This window comes from Streptomyces netropsis (assembly GCF_014203545.1).
Taxonomy (GTDB): domain Bacteria; phylum Actinomycetota; class Actinomycetes; order Streptomycetales; family Streptomycetaceae; genus Streptomyces; species Streptomyces netropsis.
The window spans coordinates 370,929-393,651 of the sequence record NZ_JACHJG010000005.1; the positions used below are offsets into that span (position 1 = coordinate 370,929).

Genomic DNA, 22,723 nt, shown 5'->3' on the forward strand with positions numbered 1-22,723 from the left:
ACCAGGCAGCACCCCCGTACGAGCCGAGGAGCCCGCACCCCGTGACCGCGTCCGTCACCGTCCGCGTACCCGCCAAGGTCAACGTCCAGCTCGCGGTCGGCGGGCTGCGCCCCGACGGCTTCCACGACCTGGCCAACGTCTTCCTGGCCGTCGGCCTGTACGACGAGGTCACGGTGGCCCCCGCCGACGAACTGCGCGTCACCTGCACCGGCCCGGACGCCGGTCAGGTGCCGCTCGACCGCACCAACCTCGCCGCCCGCGCCGCCCTCGCCCTGGCCGAGCGGCACGGACGCGACGGGCGCGGCGGAGGTGTCCACATCCACATCGACAAGGACATCCCGGTGGCCGGCGGCATGGCCGGCGGCAGCGCGGACGGCGCGGGCGCGCTGCTCGCGTGCGACGCCCTGTGGGGCACCGGCGCCTCCCGCGAGGAACTGCTGGAGATCTGCGCGGAGCTGGGCAGCGACGTGCCCTTCAGCCTCGTCGGCGGGGCCGCGCTCGGCCGCGGCCGGGGCGAGCTGCTCACCCCGCTCGAGGTCGGCGGCACCTTCCACTGGGTCTTCGCCGTCGCGGACGGCGGACTGTCCACCCCGGCCGTCTACGCCGAGTGCGACCGGCTGCGCGAGACCTCCGGCACGGGAGCGGGCGTGGCGGACGTCCCCGACCCGGAGGCGTCGGCGGCCCTGCTGGACGCGCTGCGCACCGGTGACGCGGCCGCTCTGGCCGCCGCCGTGTCGAACGACCTCCAGGCCGCCGCCGTCTCGCTGCGGCCGTCGCTGGCCGCGACGCTGGCCGCCGGCACCGAGGCGGGCGCCCTGGCCGCGATGGTCTCCGGGTCCGGCCCCACGACGGCCTTCCTGGTGACCGACGAGGCGGAGGCGGCGAAGGTGGCGGACGCGCTGAGGGCCTCCGGCACCTGCCGGTCGGTCCGCGTGACCTCGGGCCCGGCGGCGGGCGCGACGGTCCTGCGGGGCTCAAATTGAGCCCGTCCGGCGTTTGAGGACCGGGGGCCGGGGCGGAGCCCCGGTACTCAGCCCGACATGAGTACCTGAGCCGTGGCGCGGCAGCGCCTGCGTGCGCAACGGTTCGCACATGCCCTCGAACACCCGCGTGCGCGACCTCGCCGCCGCGACACCCACCGCGCGCGACCGCTACATCGACCTGCTCCGCGTCGCCTCCCTCGGCACCGTCCTCCTCGGCCACTGGCTGATGGCGGCGGTGACCGTCGACGCCGACGGCCGCGCGAAGGTCGGCAACCTGCTCGCGGTGGAGCCGGGGCTGCAACTCCTGACCTGGGTGCTCCAGATCATGCCGGTGTTCTTCTTCGTCGGCGGCTTCTCCCACGCCCTCTCCTACCGGTCCCTCGCCCGCAGGACCGACGGCCCGGCCTACGCCGCCTTCCTGCGGGCCCGGCTGCAGCGCCTGCTCCGGCCCACCATGGTCTTCATAGCGGTGTGGGGCACGGGCGCCCTCGCCGTGCAACTCCTCGGCGGCGACGGGCCGCTCACCGACGTCGCGGCCCGGCTCGTCGCCCAACCGCTGTGGTTCATCGGCATCTACCTGGCCATGGTCGCGTTCACCCCGCCGCTGCTGCGGCTCCACGAGCGGTACGGCTGGGGCGCGTTCGCCGCCCTCGTCGCCGCGGCGGCCGGTGTCGACGCGCTGCGCTTCGCCGTCGGCGTCCCGTTCGTGGAATTCCTGAACTTCGCCTTCGTCTGGCTCGCCGTCCACCAGCTCGGCTTCCTGCGGGCCGACGGGCGCCTGGGCGCCCCCGCCGTCCCGGCCGCACTGGTCATCGCCGGCCTCGCCTCGGCCGCCGCGCTGGTCGCGTTCGGCCCGTATCCGCTGTCCATGGTCGGCATGCCCGGCGAGAAGATCAGCAACATGTCGCCGCCCACCGCCGCCCTGCTCTGCCACGGCCTGTGGCTGGTCGGTGCGGTCGAACTGCTGCGCGGGCCCGGTGCGCGGCTCGTGGCCCGGCCCCGCGTGTGGCGCGGCGTGATCGCCGCGAACGGTGTCGCGATGACCGCGTTCCTGTGGCACCTCACCGCGATGCTCGGGGTGTACGGGGCGCTGCTCGCCCTCGATGTGCCGCTGCCCGCCCCGGCGAGCGCCGCCTGGTGGGCGCAGGTCCCGCTCCGGATCGCGGCCGCCGCCGTCGTCACCGCGGTGCTGGTGGCCGTCTTCCGGAAGGTGGAACAGCCCGCCGCGGCCAGGCCCGCCGGCAGCGCCCGCCGGGTCTCCGGGCCCGTCGCCGCCCTCGGCGTCACCCTCGCCCTCTTCGGTGTCCTCGGCCTGTCCATGGTCGGCTTCGGCGGTCTCCTGGAAGGCCACACGGCCATGCTCGTCGCCGTGCGCGTCACCGCCCCCGCCGCCGTCGTCATGGCCGCCGTCGGCTGGCTCCTGGTGGAGGCGGCGGCGCCCCGCCGTCCGCGACCGGGCGGTGGCGCGACGGCCGGTCCCGTGCCGGTGGCCACATCCGGCGAGGGCTGAGTCCCCGCCGCCGGGCCGCCCCGGCGGCGTCCGTCCGCCCGCGGCCGGTGGCGCCGCCGGACGCCGGGACGAGGACGACGGCCGCACCCGGACCGCTGGCCCCCGTGGGAGACGCGTGGTAGGGCTGCCCCCACCCCCAGGACACCCGCTCGTCCCATGGGACTGTGCACGCCTCATCCCTAGCGTGAAGTCAGGCAATCAGCGTGACCAAAGGGGTGGGCGTGAACAGCAGGACGACCGGCGGCGCAACAGCCGGAGCCACCCCGTGATCACCAAGCTCGCGCTGCGTTCGCTGCGCCACCGCATGGGCGGCTTCACCGCCACGTTCCTCGCGCTCTTCCTCGGTGCCACGATCGTGATGGCCTGCGGCGGCCTCATGGAGACCGGCATCCGCGACAACGCCCCGCCGCAGCGCCTGGCCGGCGCCGACCTCGTCGTCACCGGGGACCGCACTTACGAGCGCCCCGGGAGCAAGAAGAAGCAGCTCGCCCTCCCCGAACAGGCCGGGCTCCCCGCCGCGCTGACCGACAAGGTCCGCGCGGTGCCCGGGGTCCGCACGGCCGTCGGGGAACGGACCTTCGACGCCGCCGTACTCGGCGCCGGCCGCGGCGCCGACCAGGCGGTCGGCCACGGCTGGGACTCCGCCGCCCTCACCCCGTACGCCCTCGACACCGGCGCCCCGCCCCGGCGGACCGGCGAGGTCGTCCTCGACGCGGGGCTCGCCCGGCGCGCGGGCGCGAACGTCGGCGACACCGTACGGATCGCCGCGCACGGCGGCTCGGCCGCGTACCGCGTGAGCGGCATCGCCCGCCCCGCCGCCGGACGCGACGTCCCGCAGCCCACCCTGTTCCTCTCCGCACCCGACGCCCAGCGGCACTCGCCCCGCGCGGACACCGTCGCCGACATCGCCGTCACCACCGAGCCCGGCGCGCACCCCGCCGCCGTCCGCAAGGGCATCGCCACCGCACTCGACGGGCAGCCCGTCTCCCTGCTGACCGGAGACGACCGCGGCAGCGTCGAACACCCCGAGGTGATCACGGGCGGCGAGGACCTCGTCGCGCTCTCCGGAGTCTTCGGCGGCCTGGCCATCAGCATCGCGGTGTTCGTCGTCGCGGGCACCGTCGGCCTCTCCGCCCGGCAGCGACGACGCGAACTCGCCCTGCTGCGCGCCGTCGGCACCACCACCGGACAGCTGCGCCGGATGCTGCTCGGCGAGACCCTGATGGTCGCCGCCCTCGCCGCGGTGGCCGCCTGGCCCGCCGGGCCGGTCCTCGGCCGGTGGCTGTTCGAACAGCTCGCGGGCGGCGGCATGGTCGCCGACACCACCGAGTTCCACCAGGGCTGGATCCCGGCCATGCCCGCCTACGGCGGCCTGCTCCTCACCTCCGTCGTCGGCGGCCTCCTCGGCACCCGGCCCGCCGTACGCGCCCGGCCCGTCGAAGCCCTCGGCGAAGCCGCCGTCCAGGAACGCTGGTGCCACCCCGTCCGCCTCGCCCTCGGGCTGCTGTTCCTCGCCGGAGCGACGGCGCTGGCCCTCGTCGGCGCCCTCGTCCTGCGCGGCCCCTCGGCCGCGGGCACGGCGGGCCCCACCGTGATGTGCTGCGCCACCGGCTTCGCCCTGCTGGGACCCTGGTTCACCAAGGTCGTGACCGTCCCGCTGCACTGGCCCGTCCGCCTGCTGGCCGGTCCGGCCGGCCGACTGGCCGCCCTCAACTGCCGTGCCGCCACGGTCAGGACGGCCGCCGTCGCCACCCCCGTCATGCTCGCGACCGCCATCACCACCGGCATGCTCTACCTCCAGACCAGCGCGGCCGACGCCACCGAGCAGGCGTTCACCGAGAACCTGCGCGCCGACGCCGTGCTCACCTCCGTCACCGGGGGAGTGGACCCCACGCTCCTGGACACCGTGCGCCGACTGCCCGGCGTCGACGGCGCGAGCGCGTCCGTCACCAGCGCCGCCTGGACCGAGCGCCCGCACTACGACGGCGAGGCCAAGCGCGGACTGCGCATCGAGGGCGTCAGCGCGGACGGCGCCGCGCGCACCCTCGCCGTCAGGACCACCGCCGGCAGCCTGGCCGACCTCAAGGGCAACACCGTCGCCCTCCCCGAACACGTCGCCCGCCGGACACACCGCGGCCTGGGCGACACCCTGCGACTGCGCCTCGGCGACGGCACCCCCGCCGACGTCCGGGTGGTGGCCCTGTTCCAAGGGCGCGAAGGCTTCGAATCCGCCCTGACGGACGTCGCCACCCTCGCCCCGCACACCACCCGGGGCCTGCCGGACCGGATCCTGGTGCGCGCCGCCGCCGGCACCGACCGGCAGCACCTCGTGAGCGAGCTCACCACGCTCACCCGGCGGCACCCCGAACTGAAGGTCACCGACCGGGACGCCCTGACCGCACAGCACGCCGAGAACACCCGCACCCAGACCTGGGCCAACTACCTCATCATCGGGATGCTCGTCGCCTACACCGCACTCGCGGTCGTCAACACCACGGCCGTCGCCGTCGGCAACCGCCGCAAGGACTTCGCCCTCCAGCGCCTCACCGGAGCCACCCGCGGCCAGGTGCTGCGCATGATGACGGTGGAAGCCACCTTCGTCACCGTCGTCGGCCTGCTGCTCGGGACCGTCGCGGCGGCCACGACGCTCGTCCCGTTCGCCCTGGCCGTGACGGACGGCTGGCTGCCCACCGGGCCGCCGTCGGTCTACCTCACGACGGCCGGCACGGCCTGGGCCCTGACCCTGGCCGCCACCCTGATCCCCACGTGGGCGGCCCTGCGGGCCCGCCCGGTGGAGGCCGCCGGAGTCTGAGTCCGGGGCCGCGGCCGGGCGTGGGATCCTGGAGACAGTCCCCTGGAGCAAGGAGTGGAATGGCAGCCAACCTGGTCAATCTGGAGGCCGTCGACAAGGTGTACGGCACCCGTGCGCTGCTCGACGGCATCTCCCTCGGCGTCAGCGAGGGCGACCGGATCGGCGTGGTCGGCCGCAACGGCGACGGCAAGACCACGCTCATCCGCATCCTCGCCAAGCTGGAGACGGCGGACAAGGGGCGCGTCACCCATGCCGGCGGCCTGCGCCTCGGCGTGCTGACCCAGCACGACTCCCTCGACCCCGCCGCCACCGTGCGGCACGAGGTCATCGGCGACCTCGCCGACCACGAGTGGGCGGGCAGCGCCAAGATCCGCGACGTGCTGACCGGCCTGTTCGGCGGCCTCGACCTGCCGGGCTTCCCGCAGGGGCTCGACACGGTCATCGGCCCGCTCTCCGGCGGCGAGCGCCGCCGCATCGCGCTGGCCAAGCTGCTCATCGCCGAGCAGGACATGATCGTCCTCGACGAGCCCACCAACCACCTCGACGTCGAGGGCATCTCCTGGCTCGCCGCCCATCTGCGGGCCCGCCGCTCCGCGCTCGTCGTGGTCACCCACGACCGCTGGTTCCTCGACCAGGTCGCCACCCGCATGTGGGACGTCCAGCGCGGCGAGGTCCACGAGTACGAGGGCGGCTACAGCGACTACGTCTTCGCCCGGGCCGAGCGGGAGCGGATCGCCGCGACCGAGGAGGCCAAGCGACAGAACCTGATGCGCAAGGAGCTGGCCTGGCTGCGCCGCGGCGCCCCCGCCCGCACCAGCAAGCCGCGCTTCCGCATCGAGGCCGCCAACGAGCTGATCGCCGACGTGCCGCCGCCCCGCGACACCGCGGAGCTGATGAAGTTCGCGAACTCCCGGCTCGGCAAGACCGTCTTCGACCTGGAGAACGTGACCGTCCAGGCCGGACCCAAGGTCCTCATCCAGCACCTCACCTGGCAGCTGGGCCCCGGCGACCGCATCGGCCTCGTCGGCGTCAACGGCGCGGGCAAGACCTCCCTGCTGCGCACGCTCGCCGAAGCCGCCCGTACCAGTGGTGAGAAGCAGCCCGCGGCCGGCAAGGTCGCGGTCGGCAAGACCGTCAAGCTGGCCTACCTCTCCCAGGAGGTCGCCGAACTCGACCCCACCAAGCGGGTGCTGGAGGCCGTCCAGCAGGTCCGCGACCGCGTCGACCTCGGCAAGGGCCGGGAGATGACGGCCGGGCAGCTGTGCGAGAAGTTCGGCTTCACCAAGGAGAAGCAGTGGACGCCCGTCGGCGACCTCTCCGGCGGTGAGCGCCGACGGCTGCAGATCCTGCGGCTGCTGATGGACGAGCCCAACGTCCTCTTCCTCGACGAGCCGACCAACGACCTCGACATCGAGACGCTGACGCAGCTCGAGGACCTCCTCGACGGATGGCCCGGATCGATGGTCGTCATCAGCCACGACCGGTACTTCATCGAGCGGACCACCGACAAGGTCTTCGCCCTGCTCGGCGATGCCGCCCTGCGGATGCTGCCGCGCGGCCTGGACGAATACCTGGAGCGCCGTCAGCAGGTCATCGACGCCGCCGTGCCCGCCGTCGCCGTCGCCGCGACCGAAGCGGCCGCCGTCAAGCAGAAGTCGGCCGGGGACGCCCGCGCGGCGAAGAAGGAACTCCAGAAGATCGAGCGCCGCCTCGACCGCATCAGCGAGCAGGAGGGCAAGCTCCACGCCCAGATCGCCGAGCAGGCCACCGACTTCGAGCGCGTCGCGAAGCTGGACGCCGAGCTGCGCGAACTCGCCGGTGAGCGCGACGAGCTGGAGATGCGTTGGCTGGAACTGGCCGATGATGTGTAACGGGCGGGGCGCACGAGACGGCGCAACAACCGCGCCGTAAGGCGGCAACAGTCTCGTCACGGGCCGGTCTCAGCTGGTGGATACCGCTGGAATCGGCCCGTGTGCCGTCCGTGCCGGGTGATACAAAGAACACCCGCTCGCCTGCCGTTGACCTGTGGGATTTCTACTCGATTCGCTCCTTCCCGGTGATTTTCGGACACCGGGATCGCGGGGGAGACCGGTCGGGTCATGCGCCCACGTAAAGAGGAAAGCTGATGTCACAGCCGCCGCAGCCGCCCAACCAGCCGCCACAGGGCCCGCCGCCCGGCTTCGGGGGCGCCCCCGGCGGCTTCCCCCCTCAGCCGCCCCAGGGTCAGCCGTCGCAGGGTCAGCCCGCGTACGGCTACCCCCAGTCGCCGCCGCCCCCGCCGGGCGCGCCGCAGCCGCCGCCCGCACCCCCGGCCGCCCCCCAGGGCCCGCCGCCCCCGCCCCCGGGCGCACCGCAGACACCGCCGCCCCCGCCGGGCGGCTACGGCTACCCCGGCCCCGCGGGACCGGGCGCGCAGGGCCCGCAGGACTTCCCCACCCAGGCGTTCGGCGCCGCGCAGCCGCCGCAGTTCGGCGCGCCGTCGCAGCCGTACGCCACGCAGCCGCAGTTCGGCGCCTACCCGCCGCCGGCCCAGTACCCCGGCACCCCGGGCGGCGGCCCCACCGGCGGCGGCTCCAAGAAGCGCATGGCGATCATCGTCGCCGCCGTGGTGGCGCTGATCCTCGTCGCCGGTGGCGGCGTCTGGTTCCTCACCAAGGGTGACGGCAAGGACGACGAGGCCAAGAGCGAGACCGGCAAGAGCCAGGGCGGGACCGGCGAGCAGGGCGGTGGCACGGGCGGCGGCGGCAAGGCCCCGCAGACCATCGACGGCAAGCTGCTCTTCAGCGTCGACCAGCCCAAGGTCGACGACCTCGTCACCGTCAAGGGCATGTGGGTCACCGACAAGGTCTTCGCCAAGGCCGACGTCTACAAGATCGTCGGCTACGGCCTGTCCGGCGGCCAGAAGTGGGAGATCCCGCTCGACGGCGAGCTCTGCTGGTCCTCCCAGCACGTCACCGCCGACGGCAAGACCGCGGTCCTCGTCAAGGACGCCAAGCCCAGCGCCGAGAAGAAGTACGGCGGCCAGTGCACCCAGGTCGTCGCCCTCGACCTGAACAACGGCAAGAAGCTCTGGCAGGAGTCCGCCAAGGTCGCCGACCAGGACATCCGCTTCGAAGAGGTCACCGTCGGCGGCGGCACCGTCGCCGCGGGCGGCACCAGCGGCGGCGCCGCCTGGTCGCTCGACGGCGGCAAGTCCCTGTGGAAGCCCAAGGCGGGCGAGGACTGCAAGGACGACGGCTACGGCGGCGGTGGCGACAAGCTCGTCGCGGTGCGCCGCTGCGGCGACTACAAGCGCCCGCAGATGAAGATCCAGACCCTCAACCCGAAGTCGGGCGCCATCACGTCCGAGTACAAGGTCCCCGAGGGCATCTCCTACGTCCACGTGGTGTCCACCTCCCCGCTGGTCATCGGCCTCGACGCGGGCGGTTCCACGGGCAGCGGCGCCTCGGACCTCATGGCGATCGACGACAGCGCCAAGGACGGCAAGATGCGGTCCAAGATCTCCACGGGCAACGGCAAGTTCCAGATCAAGTGCCCCTCGACCGACGTCGAGGGCTGCACCAAGGTCGCCGTCGGCAAGGACGCCGTCTACATGCCGTCCGAGGAGCACCAGAGCGGCAACACCCAGAACCCGGGCCGGCTGAACGACATCGTCGCCTTCGACCTGGCCACCGGCCAGTCCAAGGGCAAGACCGAGGGCATCCCGAACTCCGAGCTGCTGCCGCTGTCGGTGGACAAGGACGGCTACGTCATCGGCTACCAGTCGCCCACCTACCGGGACGGCGGCGCGGTCGTCCGCATCGACCCGAAGACGTTCAAGAAGGACGTCCTGCTGAAGAATGCGGCCTCCTCGGCCGTGGCCGAGCGCTCGCTCTCGCCCTCCTACCAGCAGGCGCTCTACGCCCAGGGGCGGCTCTACCTGGGTGACGGGTTCGCCGACAAGCCGAGCAAGTACAGCACCGACAAGGAGTACTTGACGCTCGTCTTCGGCGGCAGCTGACCCCACCGGGCGAGCCGAAATTGATCATTTCGGCGAACGCTCACGCCCCATCCCTGCCCATCGCGTGTACATGCCTGAACGATCCGTTTCAGTCGCGAAGTACACGTGATTGGCAGGGATTTCGGCATTCCGGGGGACTTCTCACGGGTAAGGGGCGCGCGACGTCGAACAAGCGTGTAGCTTCCGGGGGCAAGAGGGAGCCCAGGAGACGTACGCGGGCGACAGGGGGGACGCGCATGGGCGTGCGGCTCATGGTGGTCGACGACCACCGTCTGCTGGCTGAGGCGCTCGCCTCGGCACTGAAGTTGCGCGGGCACCGGGTGCTCGCCGCGGCCGCGCCGAGCGCGGGCGCGGCCGACCTGGTGGTCAGCCGCGCCCCCGAGGTGTGTCTGCTGGGCACCGCCACCCCCGCCGAACCGGGTGCCTTCGACCCGGTCGTGCGGATCAAGCGGGACCGCCCCCAGGTCGCCGTCGTCGTCCTCGGCCCCGTGCCGAGCCCGCTCGGCATCGCCGCCGCCTTCGCCGCCGGAGCCTCCGGCTACGTCCGGCACAACGAACGCATCGAAGGCGTCGAACGCGCCATGATCAAGGCCCGCGCCGGGGAGGCCGCGGTCGACCCGCAGCTGCTCCAGGGCGCGTTCGCCGAACTGCTCAACCCGGCCGCCCAGCCCGACGACGAGGGCGCCCGACTGCTCCAGCTGCTGACCCCGCGCGAGGTCGAGGTCCTGGTGCGGGTCGCCGAGGGCGAGGACACCCGGCTGATCGCGGCGGGCATGGGGATAGCGCCCAGCACCGCCCGTACGCACGTGCAGCGCGTCCTGATGAAGCTGGGCGTCGGCTCCCGGCTGGAGGCGGCGGCCCTCGCGGCCCGCACGGGCCTGCTGGACCGCGCCGCGGGCAGCTCGGCGCTCGGCGTTCCTCGGGCGCGGACGCCCGACGTCGGCCGTTAGCCCGGCCGGCGGTTCGTCGGCTGCGGCTGTCTGCCGCTTGCGGGCCTCTGTGCCGCCTGCGGCGGCGGGCGCCCTGCGGGCGCGTCCTCAAACGCCGGACGGGCTGGTGCGGGCTGAGCTCAGCCCACACCAGCCCGCTGGGGGCACCTCCCAGCGGTAGCTGGGGGAGTTTGAGGACACCGCCGCGCAGCGGTGGTGCGCCCGACCGGGAGGAGGGCTCCTCATTGACCCTCGGCGTTCGGTCGTGATTCGTTGTGTTCAGTCCTGTTGGTTTGGTGGCCCCCAGGGAGCTGTTCGTGAAGAAGACGGCGACCCGGCTCGCGGACGGCCGTGAGCTCCTCTACTACGACTCCCGCGACGACGCCGTGCGCGACGCCGTCGACCTCCGGCCGCTCGACCCGGCCGACCACCGCACCACCGACATCCGCCGCGACCCGCTGCTCGGCGACAGCGTCGCCATCGCCTCCCACCGCCAGACCCGTACGTACCACCCGCCCCCCGACCAGTGCCCCCTGTGCCCCTCCCGCGACGGACGGCTCACCGAGATCCCCGCCGCCGACTACGACGTCGCCGTCTTCGAGAACCGCTTCCCCGCGCTCACCGGCGACGCCGGCCGCTGCGAGGTCGTCTGCTTCACCGACGACCACGACGCCTCCTTCGCCGACCTCGGCGAGGAACGCGCCGCCCTCGTCCTCGACGCCTGGACCGACCGCAGTGCCGAACTCGCCACCCACCCCGGCGTCGAGCAGGTCTTCTGCTTCGAGAACCGCGGCCGGGAGATCGGCGTCACCCTCGGCCACCCGCACGGCCAGATCTACGCCTATCCCTTCGTCACCCCGCGCACCGACCGCATGCTCGCCACGGCCGCCGCCCACCGGGAGACCACCGGGCGCAACGTCTTCGACGACACCCTGGCCGCCGAGCGGGCCGACGGGCGGCGGATCGTCCTCGACGGGCCGCACTGGACGGCCTTCGTGCCCTACGCCGCCCACTGGCCGTACGAGGTCCACCTCTACCCCCGGCGCCGGGTGCCCGGCCTGCCCGACCTCGACGACGCGGCACGCGCCACGTTCCCGGCGGTCTACCTGGAACTCCTGCGGCGCTTCGACCGGATCTTCGACGGACGGGACGGCGCGGAGCGTGCCACCCACGACGTGCCGCCCACCCCGTACATCTCCGCCTGGCACCAGGCCCCCGTCCACCACACCCACAGGAGTGAATTCGGACTTCACCTCGAGCTTTTCACCAACCGCCGCACTCCCGGCAAGCTCAAGTTCCTCGCCGGTTCCGAATCCGGCATGAACGTGTTCATCAACGATGTGCCGCCCGAGTCCGCGGCCGAGCGACTGCGAGAGGTAGCGAGCGAATGAGCGAGTATCTGGTCACGGGCGGCGCCGGCTACGTCGGGAGCGTCGTCGCGGCCCATCTGCTGGCCGCCGGACACGCCGTGACCGTCCTCGACGACCTCTCCACCGGCCACCGCGACGGCGTCCCCGACGGGGCGCGCTTCATCGAGGGCCGTGTCCAGGACGCCGCCCGCTGGCTCGACGGCTCCTACGACGCCGTCCTGCACTTCGCCGCCTTCTCCCAGGTCGGCGAGTCCGTCGCCCGCCCCGACGCCTACTGGCGCAACAACGTCGGCGGCACCACCGAGCTGCTCGCCGCCATGCGCGACGCCGGCGTCCGCACCCTCGTCTTCTCCTCCACCGCCGCCACCTACGGCGAGCCCGCCACCGTCCCCGTCACCGAGGACGCCCCCACCGCCCCCACCAACCCCTACGGCGCCACCAAACTCGCCGTCGACCACATGATCAGCGGCGAGTGCGCCGCCCACGGCCTGGCCGCCGTCTCCCTGCGGTACTTCAACGTCGCCGGGGCCCACGGGAGCCACGGCGAGCGGCACACCCCCGAGTCGCACCTCATCCCGCTCGTCCTCCAGGTCGCCCGGGGCGAGCGCGCGGCGATCTCCGTCTACGGCGACGACTACCCCACCCCCGACGGCACCTGCGTCCGCGACTACATCCACGTCGCCGACCTCGCCGAGGCCCATCTGCTCGCCCTGGACGCCGCCCGCCCCGGCGAGCACCTCATCTGCAACCTCGGCAACGGCAACGGCTTCTCCGTCCACGAGGTCATCGACACCGTCCGCAAGGTCACCGGCCACCCCGTCCCGCACGTCGTGGCCCCCCGCCGTGGAGGCGACCCGGCCGTGCTCGTCGCCTCCGCCGAGCGCGCCCGCGACCACCTCGGCTGGCGACCCACCCGCACCGACCTGGCCCACATCGTCGCGGACGCCTGGGAGTTCGCCCGGCGCGCGGACGACGCATGAGCGCCGAGCGGGCCGCCACGGCCTTCCACGAGGTGTACGGCACGCCGCCCGCCGGGGTGTGGGCCGCGCCCGGCCGGGTCAACCTCATCGGCGAGTACACCGACTTCAACGACGGGATGGTCATGCCCCTCGCCCTGCCCCGCCGCACCTGGGCCGCCGCCTTGCCCCGCACGGACGGCCGGCTGCGGCTGCACTCCGCCGCCGCACCGGGCGGCGTCGTCGAACTGCGGACGGCGGACCTCGCCCCGGGCGCGGTGCACGGATGGGCGGCGTACCCGGCGGGAGTCGCCTGGGCGCTGCGCGAGGCGGGGCACGCCGCCGGGGGAGCGGACCTGCACATGGAATCCGACGTGCCCGTCGGTTCGGGACTGTCCTCCTCCGCCGCCCTGGAGGTCGCAACAGCCTTCGCCCTGACGGAACTTCACAACCTGGAGCTGCCGCCCGACCACCTGGCCCGCCTGGCGCAGCACGCCGAGAACGCCTTCGTCGGCGTCCCCTGCGGAATCATGGACCAGACCGCGGCGGCCTGCTGCGCCGAGGGCCACGCCCTGCACCTCGACACCCGCGACCTCTCCCGCCGCCACCTGCCCTTCGCCCCCGACCTCGAGGGGCTGCGGCTGCTCGTCGTGGACACCCGGGTCCGGCACGACCTGGGCGACGGGGCGTACGCGCGGCGGCGCGCGGGCTGTGAGGAGGGCGCGCGGGCACTGGGCGTGCCCGCGCTGCGCGATGTCGCGTACGGGCAACTCGCCGACGCCCTGGACGCGTTGGCGGGCGACCCGGTCGTGCGGGCCCTCGTGCGGCACGTGGTCACGGAGAATGACCGTGTGGCCCGCGTCGCGGGTCTGCTCGCGGCGGGCGACCTCCGCGCGATCGGCCCGGTCCTCACCGCCGGCCACGCCTCGCTGCGCGACGACGTCGCCGTCTCCTGCGCGGAGCTGGACCTGGCCGTCGCTGTCGCGAACGGCGCGGGCGCCCTCGGGGCGCGGATGACCGGCGGCGGTTTCGGCGGTTCGGCGGTCGTCCTGGTCGAGACGGCGGGCGTCGATACGGTCGCCGAGGCCGTCACCGGCGCCTTCGCGTCGGCCGGGCACCGCCCGCCGCACGTCTTCCCGGTGCGCCCGGCGGCGGGCGCCCGCAGGGAACTGTGAGGCGCCAGCCCTTCGGCCGCCCTCAACCCTCCTGCGGTCGCAGGGACTTGACCAGCAGATAGTTGGTGATGCCCGGTGGGTAGTCCTCGGTCACGCAGACCGTGCGGTAGCCCGCCTTCCCGTAGAAGCCCGGGGCCTGGAAGTCCCAGGTCTCCACGCGACTGCCGATGCAACCGCGCTCGTTCCCGGCCAACTCCTCGGCGCGGGCCAGGAGTCGGCTGCCCAGACCCGCTCCCCGGTGGTGCTCATCGACCCAGAGCAGGTCGACATGGAGCCAGCCCCACTGGGTGTGGCCGACCAGGCCCCCGGCCAGCGTGCCGTCGGCGCCCGTCGCGTACACCTGGAGAGGGTCCTCCTCGTCCAGCGTGCCGCGCATCCCCCTTAGCCTCGCGGAGAGTTGGGAGTTGGACTGCCGCAGACGCGCATGGACCACATCGCGTCGTTCCTCGTCGTTCACCGCCTCAATACTGAACATAAAGCTCACGATAAACAGCTGGGTCAAGCAGTTTTGTCAATCGGCTTCCGATGTCGTACCCCCGCCGTACGCTGATGCACAGCGTTCGGTGGGGGCCGACGCTGATCAGGGGGCGAGACAGGCAGGTACGACGCCCGGGGTGGGGTAGATGTCAGGGGCACGGCGGCGGCCGTGCGCGTGTGGCGACCCCGTTCCGGGCGCCGTGCCCGCACTGCCCGCCTCCCGGGATATGGGGGTGGCTGTGGCACGTATTCGGGTTCTGGTGGTCGACGACCACCGCATCTTCGCCGAGTCGCTCGCCGCCGCCCTCGCGGCCGAGCAGGACGTGGACGTCTCGGCGGCCGGCAGCGGGCCGGCGGCACTGCGCGCCCTGGAGCGCGCGGCGGGCGAGGGGCGGCGCTTCGACGTGCTGCTGATCGACGCCGACCTGGGCGCGGCGGCGACGGACGTCGCGCAGGTACCGGGACAGCTCCGGGGGCCGGGGCAGGAGGGCGGCGGGCCGGGTGAGGGCGTGGTGGACGGCATTTCCCTGGTGGCCGGGGTCCGGTCAGGGCAGCCGGCGGTACGGACGGTGGTGCTCGCCGAGCGCGACGACCCCCGGCGGGCCGCCGCCGCACTGCAAGCCGGGGCCAGCGGCTGGGTCGCCAAGGACTGCTCGTTGTCGCGGCTGCTGTCCGTCATACGGGGGGTGCTGCGGGATGAGACCCATCTGCCGCCCGCCCTGCTGACCGGCGTGCTGCGGGAGCTGACCGCCGCGCGCAAACACCGTACGGAGAGCGAGCGGCTGGTGGAGTCGCTGACCCCGCGCGAGCGCGAGGTGCTGCGCTGCATGGTGGCCGGGCTGGGCCGCAAGGCGGTCGCCGAGCGGCTCTATCTCTCCCCGCACACGGTCCGCACCCACATGCAGAACGTGCTGGGCAAGCTCGGGGTGCACTCCACGCTGGCCGCGGTGGCGCTGGCCCGGCGGGCCGGGGTGGGCCCGGTGGACCTAGCCGGGGATGTTGTCGAACGGGGCGGTCAACTGGCGTAGCAGACCGGCCAGTTCCAGACGCTGGGCGTGGGACAGCTCGGCGAGGATCGCCCGTTCCTGGGCGAGCAGGCCGGCGAGCGCCTGGTCGGCGCGGTCCCGGCCCTCGGCGGTCAGCCGCACCAGCACGCCGCGCCGGTCGCTGGGGTCCGGGAGCCGCTCGACGAGGCTCTTCTTCGCGAGTCGGTCGATGCGGTTGGTCATGGTGCCCGAGGTGACCAGGGTCTGGGTCAGTAGCTGGCCGGGCGAGAGCTGATACGGCGGCCCGGCGCGGCGCAGCGAGGTGAGGACGTCGAACTCCCAGGGCTCGAGCTGGTGCTCGGCGAAGGCGATCCGCCGGGCCCGGTCGAGGTGGCGGGCCAGCCTGCTGACACGACTGAGCACCTCGAGCGGTTCCACGTCGAGGTCCGGGCGCTCCCGGCGCCATGCTGCGACCAGCCGATCGACCTCGTCCTCCATGACGATCAGTGTAGAGGGTCTGTCGACATGAAGTCTCTTGACGTCAAGATATAACGGGGGGAATGCTGGACAACAGGTCGCCGGCAGCGCCACCACGCCCCGGTCGCCCCGGCATGTCCACCCCGCAGGGAGGCCCCTCATGCACAGCGCACCCACCTGGGACCCGCAGCAGTACCTCCGCCACGCCGACCACCGGACCCGCCCCTTCCAGGACCTGCTCGCCCGGGTCCCCGAGCTGCCGGCCCGCTCCCCGCGGATCGCCGACCTCGGCTGCGGCCCCGGCAACGTCACCACGATCCTCGCCGAGCGCTGGCCGACCGCCCACATCACCGGCTTCGACAACTCCGCCGCGATGCTCGCCGACGCCCACGCCTACGCGGGCCGCACCCTGCGCGGCGGCCTGCTCGACTTCCGCCACGCCGACCTCGACCACTGGGTGCCCGACGAGCGCTACGACCTGATCATCTCCAACGCGGCCTTCCAGTGGGTACCCGGCCACGCCGCGTCCTTTCGCACCTGGACCGATGCGCTGACCCCCGGCGGCACCTTCGCCTTCCAGGTCCCCGGCAACGCGGACGCCCCCAGCCACGCCATCCTGCGCGAGCTGTGCTCCAGCAAGCGCTGGAGCACCCGCCTGGGAGAGGCCGGCCGCCGCCGCGTCGCCGTCCTCGACCCCGCCGACTACCTGGAGCGACTGGCCGGCCCCGGCCGCGAGGTGGATGCCTGGGAGACCACGTATCTGCACCTGCTCACCGGCGAGGACCCCGTCCTCGACTGGGTCAAGGGCACGGGCCTGCGCCCGGTCCTGACCGCCCTGGACGGCGACCCGGCGGCCACGGAGGAATTCCTCGCCGCGTACCGCACCCGCCTCCGCGAGGCCTACCCGCCGGGCCCGCACGGCACGGTCTTCCCCTTCCGGCGGATCTTCGTCGTCGCCCGCCACCTGGGCTGACCCACAGCCGCCAGGCGGCCCGGCCCGGCCCCCGGGGCCCGGCCCGGCGTCGTCAGGACCGCCGATGCCCGATCAGCCGGGGCTTCGGCTCCAGACCGTCCAGCCCGTGCCAGGCCAGATTCACCAGATGAGCCGCCACCTCGGCCTTCTTCGGCTTACGGACGTCCAGCCACCACTGACCCGTCAGCGCCACCATGCCGACCAGCGCCTGCGCGTACAACGGGGCCAGCTTCGGATCGAAGCCGCGGGCCTTGAACTCCAGCCCCAGAATGTCCTCGACCTGGGTAGCGATATCGCTGATCAACGACGCGAACGTGCCCGTCGACTGCGCCACCGGCGAATCCCGCACCAGGATGCGGAAGCCGTCCGTATACGTCTCGATGTAATCCAGCAGGGCGAACGCCGCCTGCTCCAGCAGCTCCCGCGGATGCCCCGCCGTCAGCGCCCCCGTCACCAGATCCAACAGCTGCCGCATCTCCCGGTCCACGACCACCGCGTACAGCCCCTCCTTGCCGCCGAAGTGCTCGTACACCACCGGTTTGGAGACCCCGGCCTTCGCCGCGATCTCCTCCACCGACGTGCCCTCGAACCCCTTCTCGGCGAAGAGTGTGCGACCGATGTCCAGCAGCTGCTCACGGCGCTCCGCGCCGGTCATCCGCACCCGGCGGGAGCGACGGCTCCCCGAAGCCGGGGTCCGGTCCTTGTTACTGGTGGTGTTGCTATCGATCGCCACGCTGTCAATCATGCCGCGTGCGCGGCATCTTCCTTCCGTCGGGATTCGATGCGGCCGGCATCGGGCCACCGCACGTCATACGCCCAGCCCGCCTTCTCGAACCAGCGGATGATCCGGGCACTGGAATCCAGCTGCCCCTTCAGCACACCGTGCCGCGCCGACGTCGGGTCGGCGTGGTGGAGGTTGTGCCAGGACTCCCCGCAGGACAGCACCGCCAGCCACCACACATTGCCCGACCGGTCACGCGACTTGAACGGACGCTTGCCCACGGCATGACAGATCGAGTTGATCGACCAGGTCACATGGTGCAACAACGCCACCCGTACCAGCGAACCCCAGAAGAACGCCGTCACCGCGCCCTGCCACGACCACGTCACCAGACCGCCCACCACCGGCGGGATCATCAGCGACACCACCGTCCACAGCGCGAACTGCCGCGACACCTGCCGCAGCGCCGGATCCTTGATCAGATCCGGGGCGTACTTCTGCTGCGACGTCTGCTCCTCATCGAACATCCAGGCGATGTGCGCCCACCACAGGCCCTTCATCAGCGCCGGCACGCTCTCACCGAACCGCCACGGCGAATGCGGATCGCCCTCCGCGTCCGAGAAACGGTGGTGCTTGCGATGATCCGCGACCCAGCGCACCAGCGGTCCCTCGACCGCCAGCGACCCCATGATCGCCAACGCGATCCGCAGCGGCCGCTTGGCCTTGAACGAACCATGCGTGAAATAGCGGTGGAAGCCGATCGTGATGCCATGGCAACCGATGTAGTACATCGCCACCATCAGCCCCAGATCCAGCCAGCTCACCCCCCAGCCCCAGGCCAGCGGGACCGCGGCGAGCAATGCGACAAAAGGGACGGTGATGAACAGCAGCAACGCGATCTGCTCGACCGAACGCTTACTGTCGCCACCCAGCGTGGCGGAGGGGAGCGAAGTTTCCTGGGCCATCGGCGCATCTTCCATCACGTCGGGGCTTGCAGTCATTGGGTTCCCTCGTGGGGCTCGGGGCAAGGCTACGGTTCCGTAACCTACGGCTACGTAAGTATGGCAGGACCGGCGGCCCGACCACGAGGGCTGTGGACAACCGCGCGTCGAGCGGAGACCTATGCTGGGGATCGCCGGACAGCGCGGTCCGCAACCCCTCCAGACGTGCTCAGAAATCTGCAAGGAGCCGCACCTGTGAGCAGTGCCGACCACACCCCCCTCGCCCCCGCCGACAACCGGGAGAGCGACGGCGAAGCACAGCGCAGCGCCGCCCTGCGCGCCGACATCCGCCGCCTCGGCGACCTCCTCGGCGAGACCCTCGTCCGCCAGGAGGGCGAAGAACTCCTCGACCTCGTCGAACGCGTCCGCGCGCTCACCCGCAGCGACGGCGACGCGGCGGCCCAGCTCCTCGGCGAGACCGACCTGAACACCGCCGCCAAGCTCGTCCGGGCCTTCTCCACCTACTTCCACCTGGCCAACGTCACCGAACAGGTACACCGCGGCCGCGAGCTGCGCGCCAAGCGCGACGCCGAGGGATCCATCCTCGCCCGCACCGCCGACCAGCTCAAGGACGCCGACGCCGACCACCTCCGCCAGACGGTCGAGCACCTCGGCGTACGCCCCGTCTTCACCGCACACCCCACCGAAGCCGCCCGGCGCAGCGTCCTCAACAAGCTCCGCCGCATCGCCGAACTCCTCGACACCCTCACCACCGGTGCCGGCGCCGGCGACCAGCGCCGCACCGATCTCCGCCTCGCCGAGAACATCGACCTGCTCTGGCAGACCGACGAGCTGCGCGTCGTCCGCCCCGAGCCCACCGACGAGGCCCGCAACGCCATCTACTACCTCGACGAACTCCACGCCCGAGCCGTCGGCGACGTCCTCGAAGACCTCGCCGCCGAACTCGACCGCGTCGGCGTCGCCCTGCCCGCCACCACCCGCCCGCTGACCTTCGGCACCTGGATCGGCGGCGACCGCGACGGCAACCCCAACGTCACCCCCCAGGTCACCTGGGACGTGCTGATCCTCCAGCACGAACACGGCATCACCGACGCCCTCGAACTCGTCGACGTCCTCCGCGGCGCCCTCTCCAACTCCATCCGCAACAGCGGCGCCACCGAAGAACTGCTCGCCTCGCTCCAGCGCGACCTCGAACTCCTCCCCGAGATCAGCCCCCGCTACAAGCGACTCAACGCAGAAGAGCCCTACCGCCTCAAGGCCACCTGCATCCGCCAGAAGCTCGTCAACACCCGCGAGCGCCTGGCCCGCGACACCCCCCACCAGGACGGCCGCGACTACCTCGGCACCGCCGAACTCCTCGCCGACCTCCAGCTCATCCAGGACTCCCTCCGAGCCCACCGCGGCCGCCTCATCGCCGACGGCCGCCTCGAGCGCGCCATCCGCACCCTCGCCGCCTTCGGCCTCCACCTCGCCACCATGGACGTCCGCGAACACGCCGACGCCCACCACCACGCCCTCGGTCAGCTCTTCGACCGACTCGGCGAGGAATCCTGGCGCTACGCCGACATGCCCCGCGACTACCGCCGCAAGCTCCTCGCCAAGGAACTGCGCTCCCGCCGCCCCCTGGCCCCCAAGCCCGCCCCCCTCGACGCCGACGGCGCCAAGACCCTCGGCGTCTTCCACACCATCCGCGAAGCCCTCGCCCGCTTCGGCCCCGAAGTCGTCGAGTCCTACATCATCTCCATGTGCCAGGGCGCCGACGACGTCTTCGCCGCCGCCGTCCTCGCCCGCGAGGCCGGACTCATCGACCTCCACGCCGGCTGGGCCAAGATCGGCATCGTGCCCCTCCTGGAGACCACCGACGAGCTCAAGGAAGCCGACCGCCTCCTCGACGAAATGCTCGCCGACCCCTCCTACCGACGCCTCGTCGCCCTCCGCGGCGACGTCCAGGAGGTCATGCTCGGCTACTCCGACTCCTCCAAGTTCGGCGGCATCACCACCAGCCAGTGGGAAATCCACCGCGCCCAGCGCCGCCTCCGCGACGTCGCCCACCGCTACGGCGTACGACTGCGCCTCTTCCACGGCCGCGGCGGCACCGTCGGCCGCGGCGGCGGCCCCACCCACGACGCGATCCTCGCCCAGCCCTGGGGCACCCTCGACGGCGAGATCAAGGTCACCGAACAGGGCGAGGTCATCTCCGACAAGTACCTCATCCCCGCCCTCGCCCGCGAGAACCTGGAACTGACGGTCGCCGCCACCCTCCAGGCCTCCGCCCTCCACACCGCCCCCCGGCAGTCCGACGAGGCCCTCGCCCGCTGGGACGCCGCCATGGACACCGTCTCCGATGCCGCCCACAGCGCCTACCGCAAGCTCGTCGAGGACCCCGACCTCCCCGCCTACTTCTTCGCCTCCACCCCCGTCGACCAGCTCGCCGAACTCCACCTCGGCTCCCGCCCCTCCCGCCGCCCCGACACCGGCGCCGGACTCGACGGACTGCGCGCCATCCCCTGGGTCTTCGGCTGGACCCAGTCCCGCCAGATCGTCCCCGGCTGGTTCGGCGTCGGCTCAGGCCTCAAGGCCGCCCGCGAAGCGGGACTCGACACCGTCCTGGACGAAATGCACGAGCACTGGCACTTCTTCCAGAACTTCCTCTCCAACGTCGAGATGACCCTCGCCAAGACCGACCTGCGCATCGCCCAGCACTACGTCGACACCCTCGTCCCCGACGACCTCAAGCACGTCTTCGACACGATCCGCGCGGAGCACGAGCTGACCGTGCAGGAAGTTCTGCGCATCACGGGGGAGCGGGAACTCCTCGACGCCAGCCCGGTGCTGAGGCAGACGTTCCACATCCGGGACGCGTATCTGGACCCGATCTCGTATCTCCAGGTGACGCTGCTGCACCGCCAGCGGCTCGCTGCGGAGCGGGGTGAGCCGGCTGATCCCACGCTGTCGCGGGCGCTGCTTCTCACCGTGAACGGTGTGGCGGCTGGGCTGCGCAACACCGGCTGACGCCGCGGGGCGTGGTGCCGGCTGCGCCGGCGAGCGCCCTGCGGGCGCGTCCTCAAACGCCGGACAGGCTGGAAACCCAGCCTGTCCGGCGTTTGAGGACAGGTAATACCGCTACGAGTTGTACGTGCCCTGCGCACGCTCCAGGCCGTCCACGATCAGCGTCTCCACCGCGTCCGCCGCCCGGTCCACCTCGAAGTCCAGCTCCTTGCGCTCGGTGGACGAGAAGTCCTTGAGCACGAAGTCGGCGACCTGCATACGGCCCGGCGGCCGCCCGATCCCGAACCGCACCCGGCAGTAGTCCGGCCCCAGCGCCTTGGTGATCGACTTCAGACCGTTGTGGCCGTTGTCGCCACCGCCCAGCTTCAGCCGCAGCTGCCCGTAATCGATGTCCAGCTCGTCATGGACGGCGACGATCCGCTCCACCGGCACCTTGTAGAAGTCCCGCAGCGCGGCCGTCGGCCCACCCGACAGATTCATGAACGACATCGGCTTGGCGATGACCACCCGCCGGCTGGACGGACCCGGCGCACCGAGCCGGCCCTCGACGACCTGCGCCCGCGACTTGTGCGCCTTGAACTTCGCCCGCATGCGCTCCGCGAGCAGGTCCGCGACCATGAAGCCCACGTTGTGCCGGTTCGCCGCGTACTCGGGACCGGGGTTGCCCAGGCCCACGATGAGCCAGGGACTCGTGTCGTCCGTCATCTGCATACCTCCTTATAGCCAACCGCCGCCCCGCTCCGTGCGGAGCGGGGCGGCGGCGGCAAAGAAAAACCTCAGCAGGCGAGGATCAGGCCTCGGTGCCCTCGGCCTCGGCCGGGGCCTCGGTCTGAGCGGCCAGGACCTGCAGGACGACGGCGTCGGCGTCGACGGCGAGGGTGGTGCCGGCCGGCAGGACGATGTCCTTGGCGAGGACGGAGGCACCGGCCTCGAGGCCCGCGATGTTGGCGGTGACGGACTCGGGGAGGTGGGTGGCCTCGGCCTCGACCGGCAGCGCGTTCAGCACGTGCTCGAGCAGGTTGCCGCCCGGGGCCAGCTCGCCCTCGGTGTGGACCGGAACCTCGACGGTGACCTTCTCGCCCTTGGAGACGACCAGCAGGTCGACGTGGACCAGGAAGCCCTTGAGCGCGTCACGCTGGACGTCCTTGGGGATGACCAGCTCGGTGCGGCCCTCGATGTCCAGGGAGAGCAGAACGTTCGGGGTCTTCAGCGCCATCATGAGCTCGTGGCCCGGCAGGGTCACGTGGACCGGCTCGCCACCGTGGCCGTAGACGACGGCGGGAACCTGGGCGGCGGCACGGGCACGGCGGGCGAAGCCCTTGCCGAACTCGCGGCGGACCTGTGCGGGGATCTTGACCTCGGACACGGGGCACTCCTCGTAAG

General features: G+C 72.5%; 18 protein-coding genes. 12 read left to right on the forward strand and 6 right to left on the reverse strand.

The features are described from left to right. The first annotated feature begins 41 nt into the window (after positions 1-41). The 9 genes from FHS38_RS15175 to galK all read left to right on the forward strand — a co-directional run bounded on the left by FHS38_RS15175 (position 42) and on the right by galK (position 13,735). A complete protein-coding gene (locus FHS38_RS15175; RefSeq protein ID WP_184734050.1) occupies positions 42-983 on the forward strand; it encodes a 4-(cytidine 5'-diphospho)-2-C-methyl-D-erythritol kinase in 942 nt (313 codons plus the stop codon). Positions 984-1,092: 109 nt separating this feature from the next. Beyond that, positions 1,093-2,493 carry an acyltransferase family protein gene (locus FHS38_RS15180; RefSeq protein WP_184734051.1) on the forward strand — a complete coding sequence of 467 codons (1,401 nt, stop codon included), beginning with the start codon at positions 1,093-1,095 and terminating at the stop codon, positions 2,491-2,493. A 265-nt stretch (positions 2,494-2,758) separates the two neighbouring features. After that, positions 2,759-5,305: an FtsX-like permease family protein gene (locus tag FHS38_RS36060; RefSeq protein WP_268246192.1), complete on the forward strand. Its 2,547-nt coding sequence runs from the start codon at positions 2,759-2,761 to the stop codon at positions 5,303-5,305. A 59-nt stretch (positions 5,306-5,364) separates the two neighbouring features. Beyond that, positions 5,365-7,176: an ABC-F family ATP-binding cassette domain-containing protein gene (locus FHS38_RS15190; RefSeq protein WP_184734052.1), complete on the forward strand. Its 1,812-nt coding sequence runs from the start codon at positions 5,365-5,367 to the stop codon at positions 7,174-7,176. Positions 7,177-7,430: 254 nt separating this feature from the next. Further along, the gene (locus FHS38_RS15195) at positions 7,431-9,305 is read left to right on the forward strand and encodes a flagellar basal body-associated FliL family protein (RefSeq protein WP_184734053.1); all 1,875 of its coding nucleotides are present in this window, start codon (positions 7,431-7,433) and stop codon (positions 9,303-9,305) included. Positions 9,306-9,541: 236 nt separating this feature from the next. Continuing rightward, positions 9,542-10,255, forward strand: coding sequence for a response regulator transcription factor (locus FHS38_RS15200; protein WP_184734054.1), 714 nt, complete (start codon positions 9,542-9,544; stop codon positions 10,253-10,255). A gap of 296 nt (positions 10,256-10,551) precedes the next feature. Further along, positions 10,552-11,625, forward strand: a complete 1,074-nt coding sequence (galT, locus tag FHS38_RS15205) for a galactose-1-phosphate uridylyltransferase (RefSeq protein WP_184734055.1) — start codon at positions 10,552-10,554, stop codon at positions 11,623-11,625. Then, a complete protein-coding gene (gene galE / locus FHS38_RS15210) occupies positions 11,622-12,584 on the forward strand; it encodes a UDP-glucose 4-epimerase GalE (protein WP_184734056.1) in 963 nt (320 codons plus the stop codon). Before galT ends, galE begins: the two co-directional genes overlap by 4 nt. Continuing rightward, entirely contained in the window at positions 12,581-13,735 is a 1,155-nt protein-coding gene (gene galK / locus FHS38_RS15215; RefSeq protein WP_184734057.1) for a galactokinase, read from the forward strand. Before galE ends, galK begins: the two co-directional genes overlap by 4 nt. A 22-nt stretch (positions 13,736-13,757) precedes the next feature. Here galK and FHS38_RS15220 read toward each other — a convergent pair whose 3' ends face one another. Next, positions 13,758-14,210: a GNAT family N-acetyltransferase gene (locus FHS38_RS15220; RefSeq protein WP_184734058.1), complete on the reverse strand. Its 453-nt coding sequence runs from the start codon at positions 14,208-14,210 to the stop codon at positions 13,758-13,760. Positions 14,211-14,451: 241 nt separating this feature from the next. Here FHS38_RS15220 and FHS38_RS15225 point away from each other — a divergent pair, with 241 nt between their 5' ends. Beyond that, positions 14,452-15,240 carry a response regulator transcription factor gene (locus tag FHS38_RS15225; RefSeq protein ID WP_130879158.1) on the forward strand — a complete coding sequence of 263 codons (789 nt, stop codon included), beginning with the start codon at positions 14,452-14,454 and terminating at the stop codon, positions 15,238-15,240. Here FHS38_RS15225 and FHS38_RS15230 read toward each other — a convergent pair. Then, complete coding sequence (locus FHS38_RS15230; protein WP_184734059.1) at positions 15,199-15,696, reverse strand: MarR family winged helix-turn-helix transcriptional regulator; 498 nt, start codon at positions 15,694-15,696, stop codon at positions 15,199-15,201. The two genes, FHS38_RS15225 and FHS38_RS15230, sit on opposite strands and share 42 nt — an antisense overlap. 139 nt (positions 15,697-15,835) lie before the next feature. Between FHS38_RS15230 and FHS38_RS15235 the strand changes: the two genes are divergently transcribed. Further along, complete coding sequence (locus tag FHS38_RS15235) at positions 15,836-16,648, forward strand: trans-aconitate 2-methyltransferase (RefSeq protein ID WP_184734060.1); 813 nt, start codon at positions 15,836-15,838, stop codon at positions 16,646-16,648. Between the two features lie 52 nt (positions 16,649-16,700). On the opposite strand, the gene FHS38_RS15240 is transcribed toward FHS38_RS15235, so the two are convergent. Then, positions 16,701-17,393, reverse strand: a complete 693-nt coding sequence (locus FHS38_RS15240; protein ID WP_130879161.1) for a TetR/AcrR family transcriptional regulator — start codon at positions 17,391-17,393, stop codon at positions 16,701-16,703. Next, on the reverse strand, positions 17,390-18,370 hold the full coding sequence (locus tag FHS38_RS15245; protein WP_184734061.1) for an acyl-CoA desaturase: 981 nt from the start codon (positions 18,368-18,370) through the stop codon (positions 17,390-17,392). The genes FHS38_RS15240 and FHS38_RS15245 overlap by 4 nt, the downstream gene beginning before the upstream one ends. A 195-nt stretch (positions 18,371-18,565) precedes the next feature. Between FHS38_RS15245 and ppc the strand changes: the two genes are divergently transcribed. Continuing rightward, the gene (ppc, locus tag FHS38_RS15250; protein WP_373301816.1) at positions 18,566-21,343 is read left to right on the forward strand and encodes a phosphoenolpyruvate carboxylase; all 2,778 of its coding nucleotides are present in this window, start codon (positions 18,566-18,568) and stop codon (positions 21,341-21,343) included. A gap of 111 nt (positions 21,344-21,454) precedes the next feature. On the opposite strand, the gene pth is transcribed toward ppc, so the two are convergent. Together pth and FHS38_RS15260 are read right to left on the reverse strand one after the other, a co-directional pair. Further along, on the reverse strand, positions 21,455-22,045 hold the full coding sequence (gene pth, locus FHS38_RS15255) for an aminoacyl-tRNA hydrolase (protein ID WP_184734062.1): 591 nt from the start codon (positions 22,043-22,045) through the stop codon (positions 21,455-21,457). 85 nt (positions 22,046-22,130) lie between these two features. Continuing rightward, positions 22,131-22,706 (reverse strand): 50S ribosomal protein L25/general stress protein Ctc, encoded by a 576-nt coding sequence (locus tag FHS38_RS15260; protein ID WP_184734063.1) that lies wholly within the window; start codon positions 22,704-22,706, stop codon positions 22,131-22,133. Between the last annotated feature and the right edge of the window lie 17 nt (positions 22,707-22,723).

Coding starts and splice junctions, on each gene's coding strand:
- FHS38_RS15200 (WP_184734054.1), top strand. CDS start 9,542: ATGGGCGTGCGGCTCATGGTGGTCGACGACCACCGTCTGCTGGCTGAG.
- galK (WP_184734057.1), top strand. CDS start 12,581: ATGAGCGCCGAGCGGGCCGCCACGGCCTTCCACGAGGTGTACGGCACG.
- pth (WP_184734062.1), bottom strand. CDS start 22,045: ATGACGGACGACACGAGTCCCTGGCTCATCGTGGGCCTGGGCAACCCC.
- FHS38_RS15240 (WP_130879161.1), bottom strand. CDS start 17,393: ATGATTGACAGCGTGGCGATCGATAGCAACACCACCAGTAACAAGGAC.
- FHS38_RS15180 (WP_184734051.1), top strand. CDS start 1,093: ATGCCCTCGAACACCCGCGTGCGCGACCTCGCCGCCGCGACACCCACC.
- FHS38_RS15230 (WP_184734059.1), bottom strand. CDS start 15,696: ATGGAGGACGAGGTCGATCGGCTGGTCGCAGCATGGCGCCGGGAGCGC.
- FHS38_RS15220 (WP_184734058.1), bottom strand. CDS start 14,210: ATGTTCAGTATTGAGGCGGTGAACGACGAGGAACGACGCGATGTGGTC.
- galE (WP_184734056.1), top strand. CDS start 11,622: ATGAGCGAGTATCTGGTCACGGGCGGCGCCGGCTACGTCGGGAGCGTC.
- FHS38_RS15235 (WP_184734060.1), top strand. CDS start 15,836: ATGCACAGCGCACCCACCTGGGACCCGCAGCAGTACCTCCGCCACGCC.
- FHS38_RS15190 (WP_184734052.1), top strand. CDS start 5,365: ATGGCAGCCAACCTGGTCAATCTGGAGGCCGTCGACAAGGTGTACGGC.
- FHS38_RS15195 (WP_184734053.1), top strand. CDS start 7,431: ATGTCACAGCCGCCGCAGCCGCCCAACCAGCCGCCACAGGGCCCGCCG.
- FHS38_RS15245 (WP_184734061.1), bottom strand. CDS start 18,370: ATGACTGCAAGCCCCGACGTGATGGAAGATGCGCCGATGGCCCAGGAA.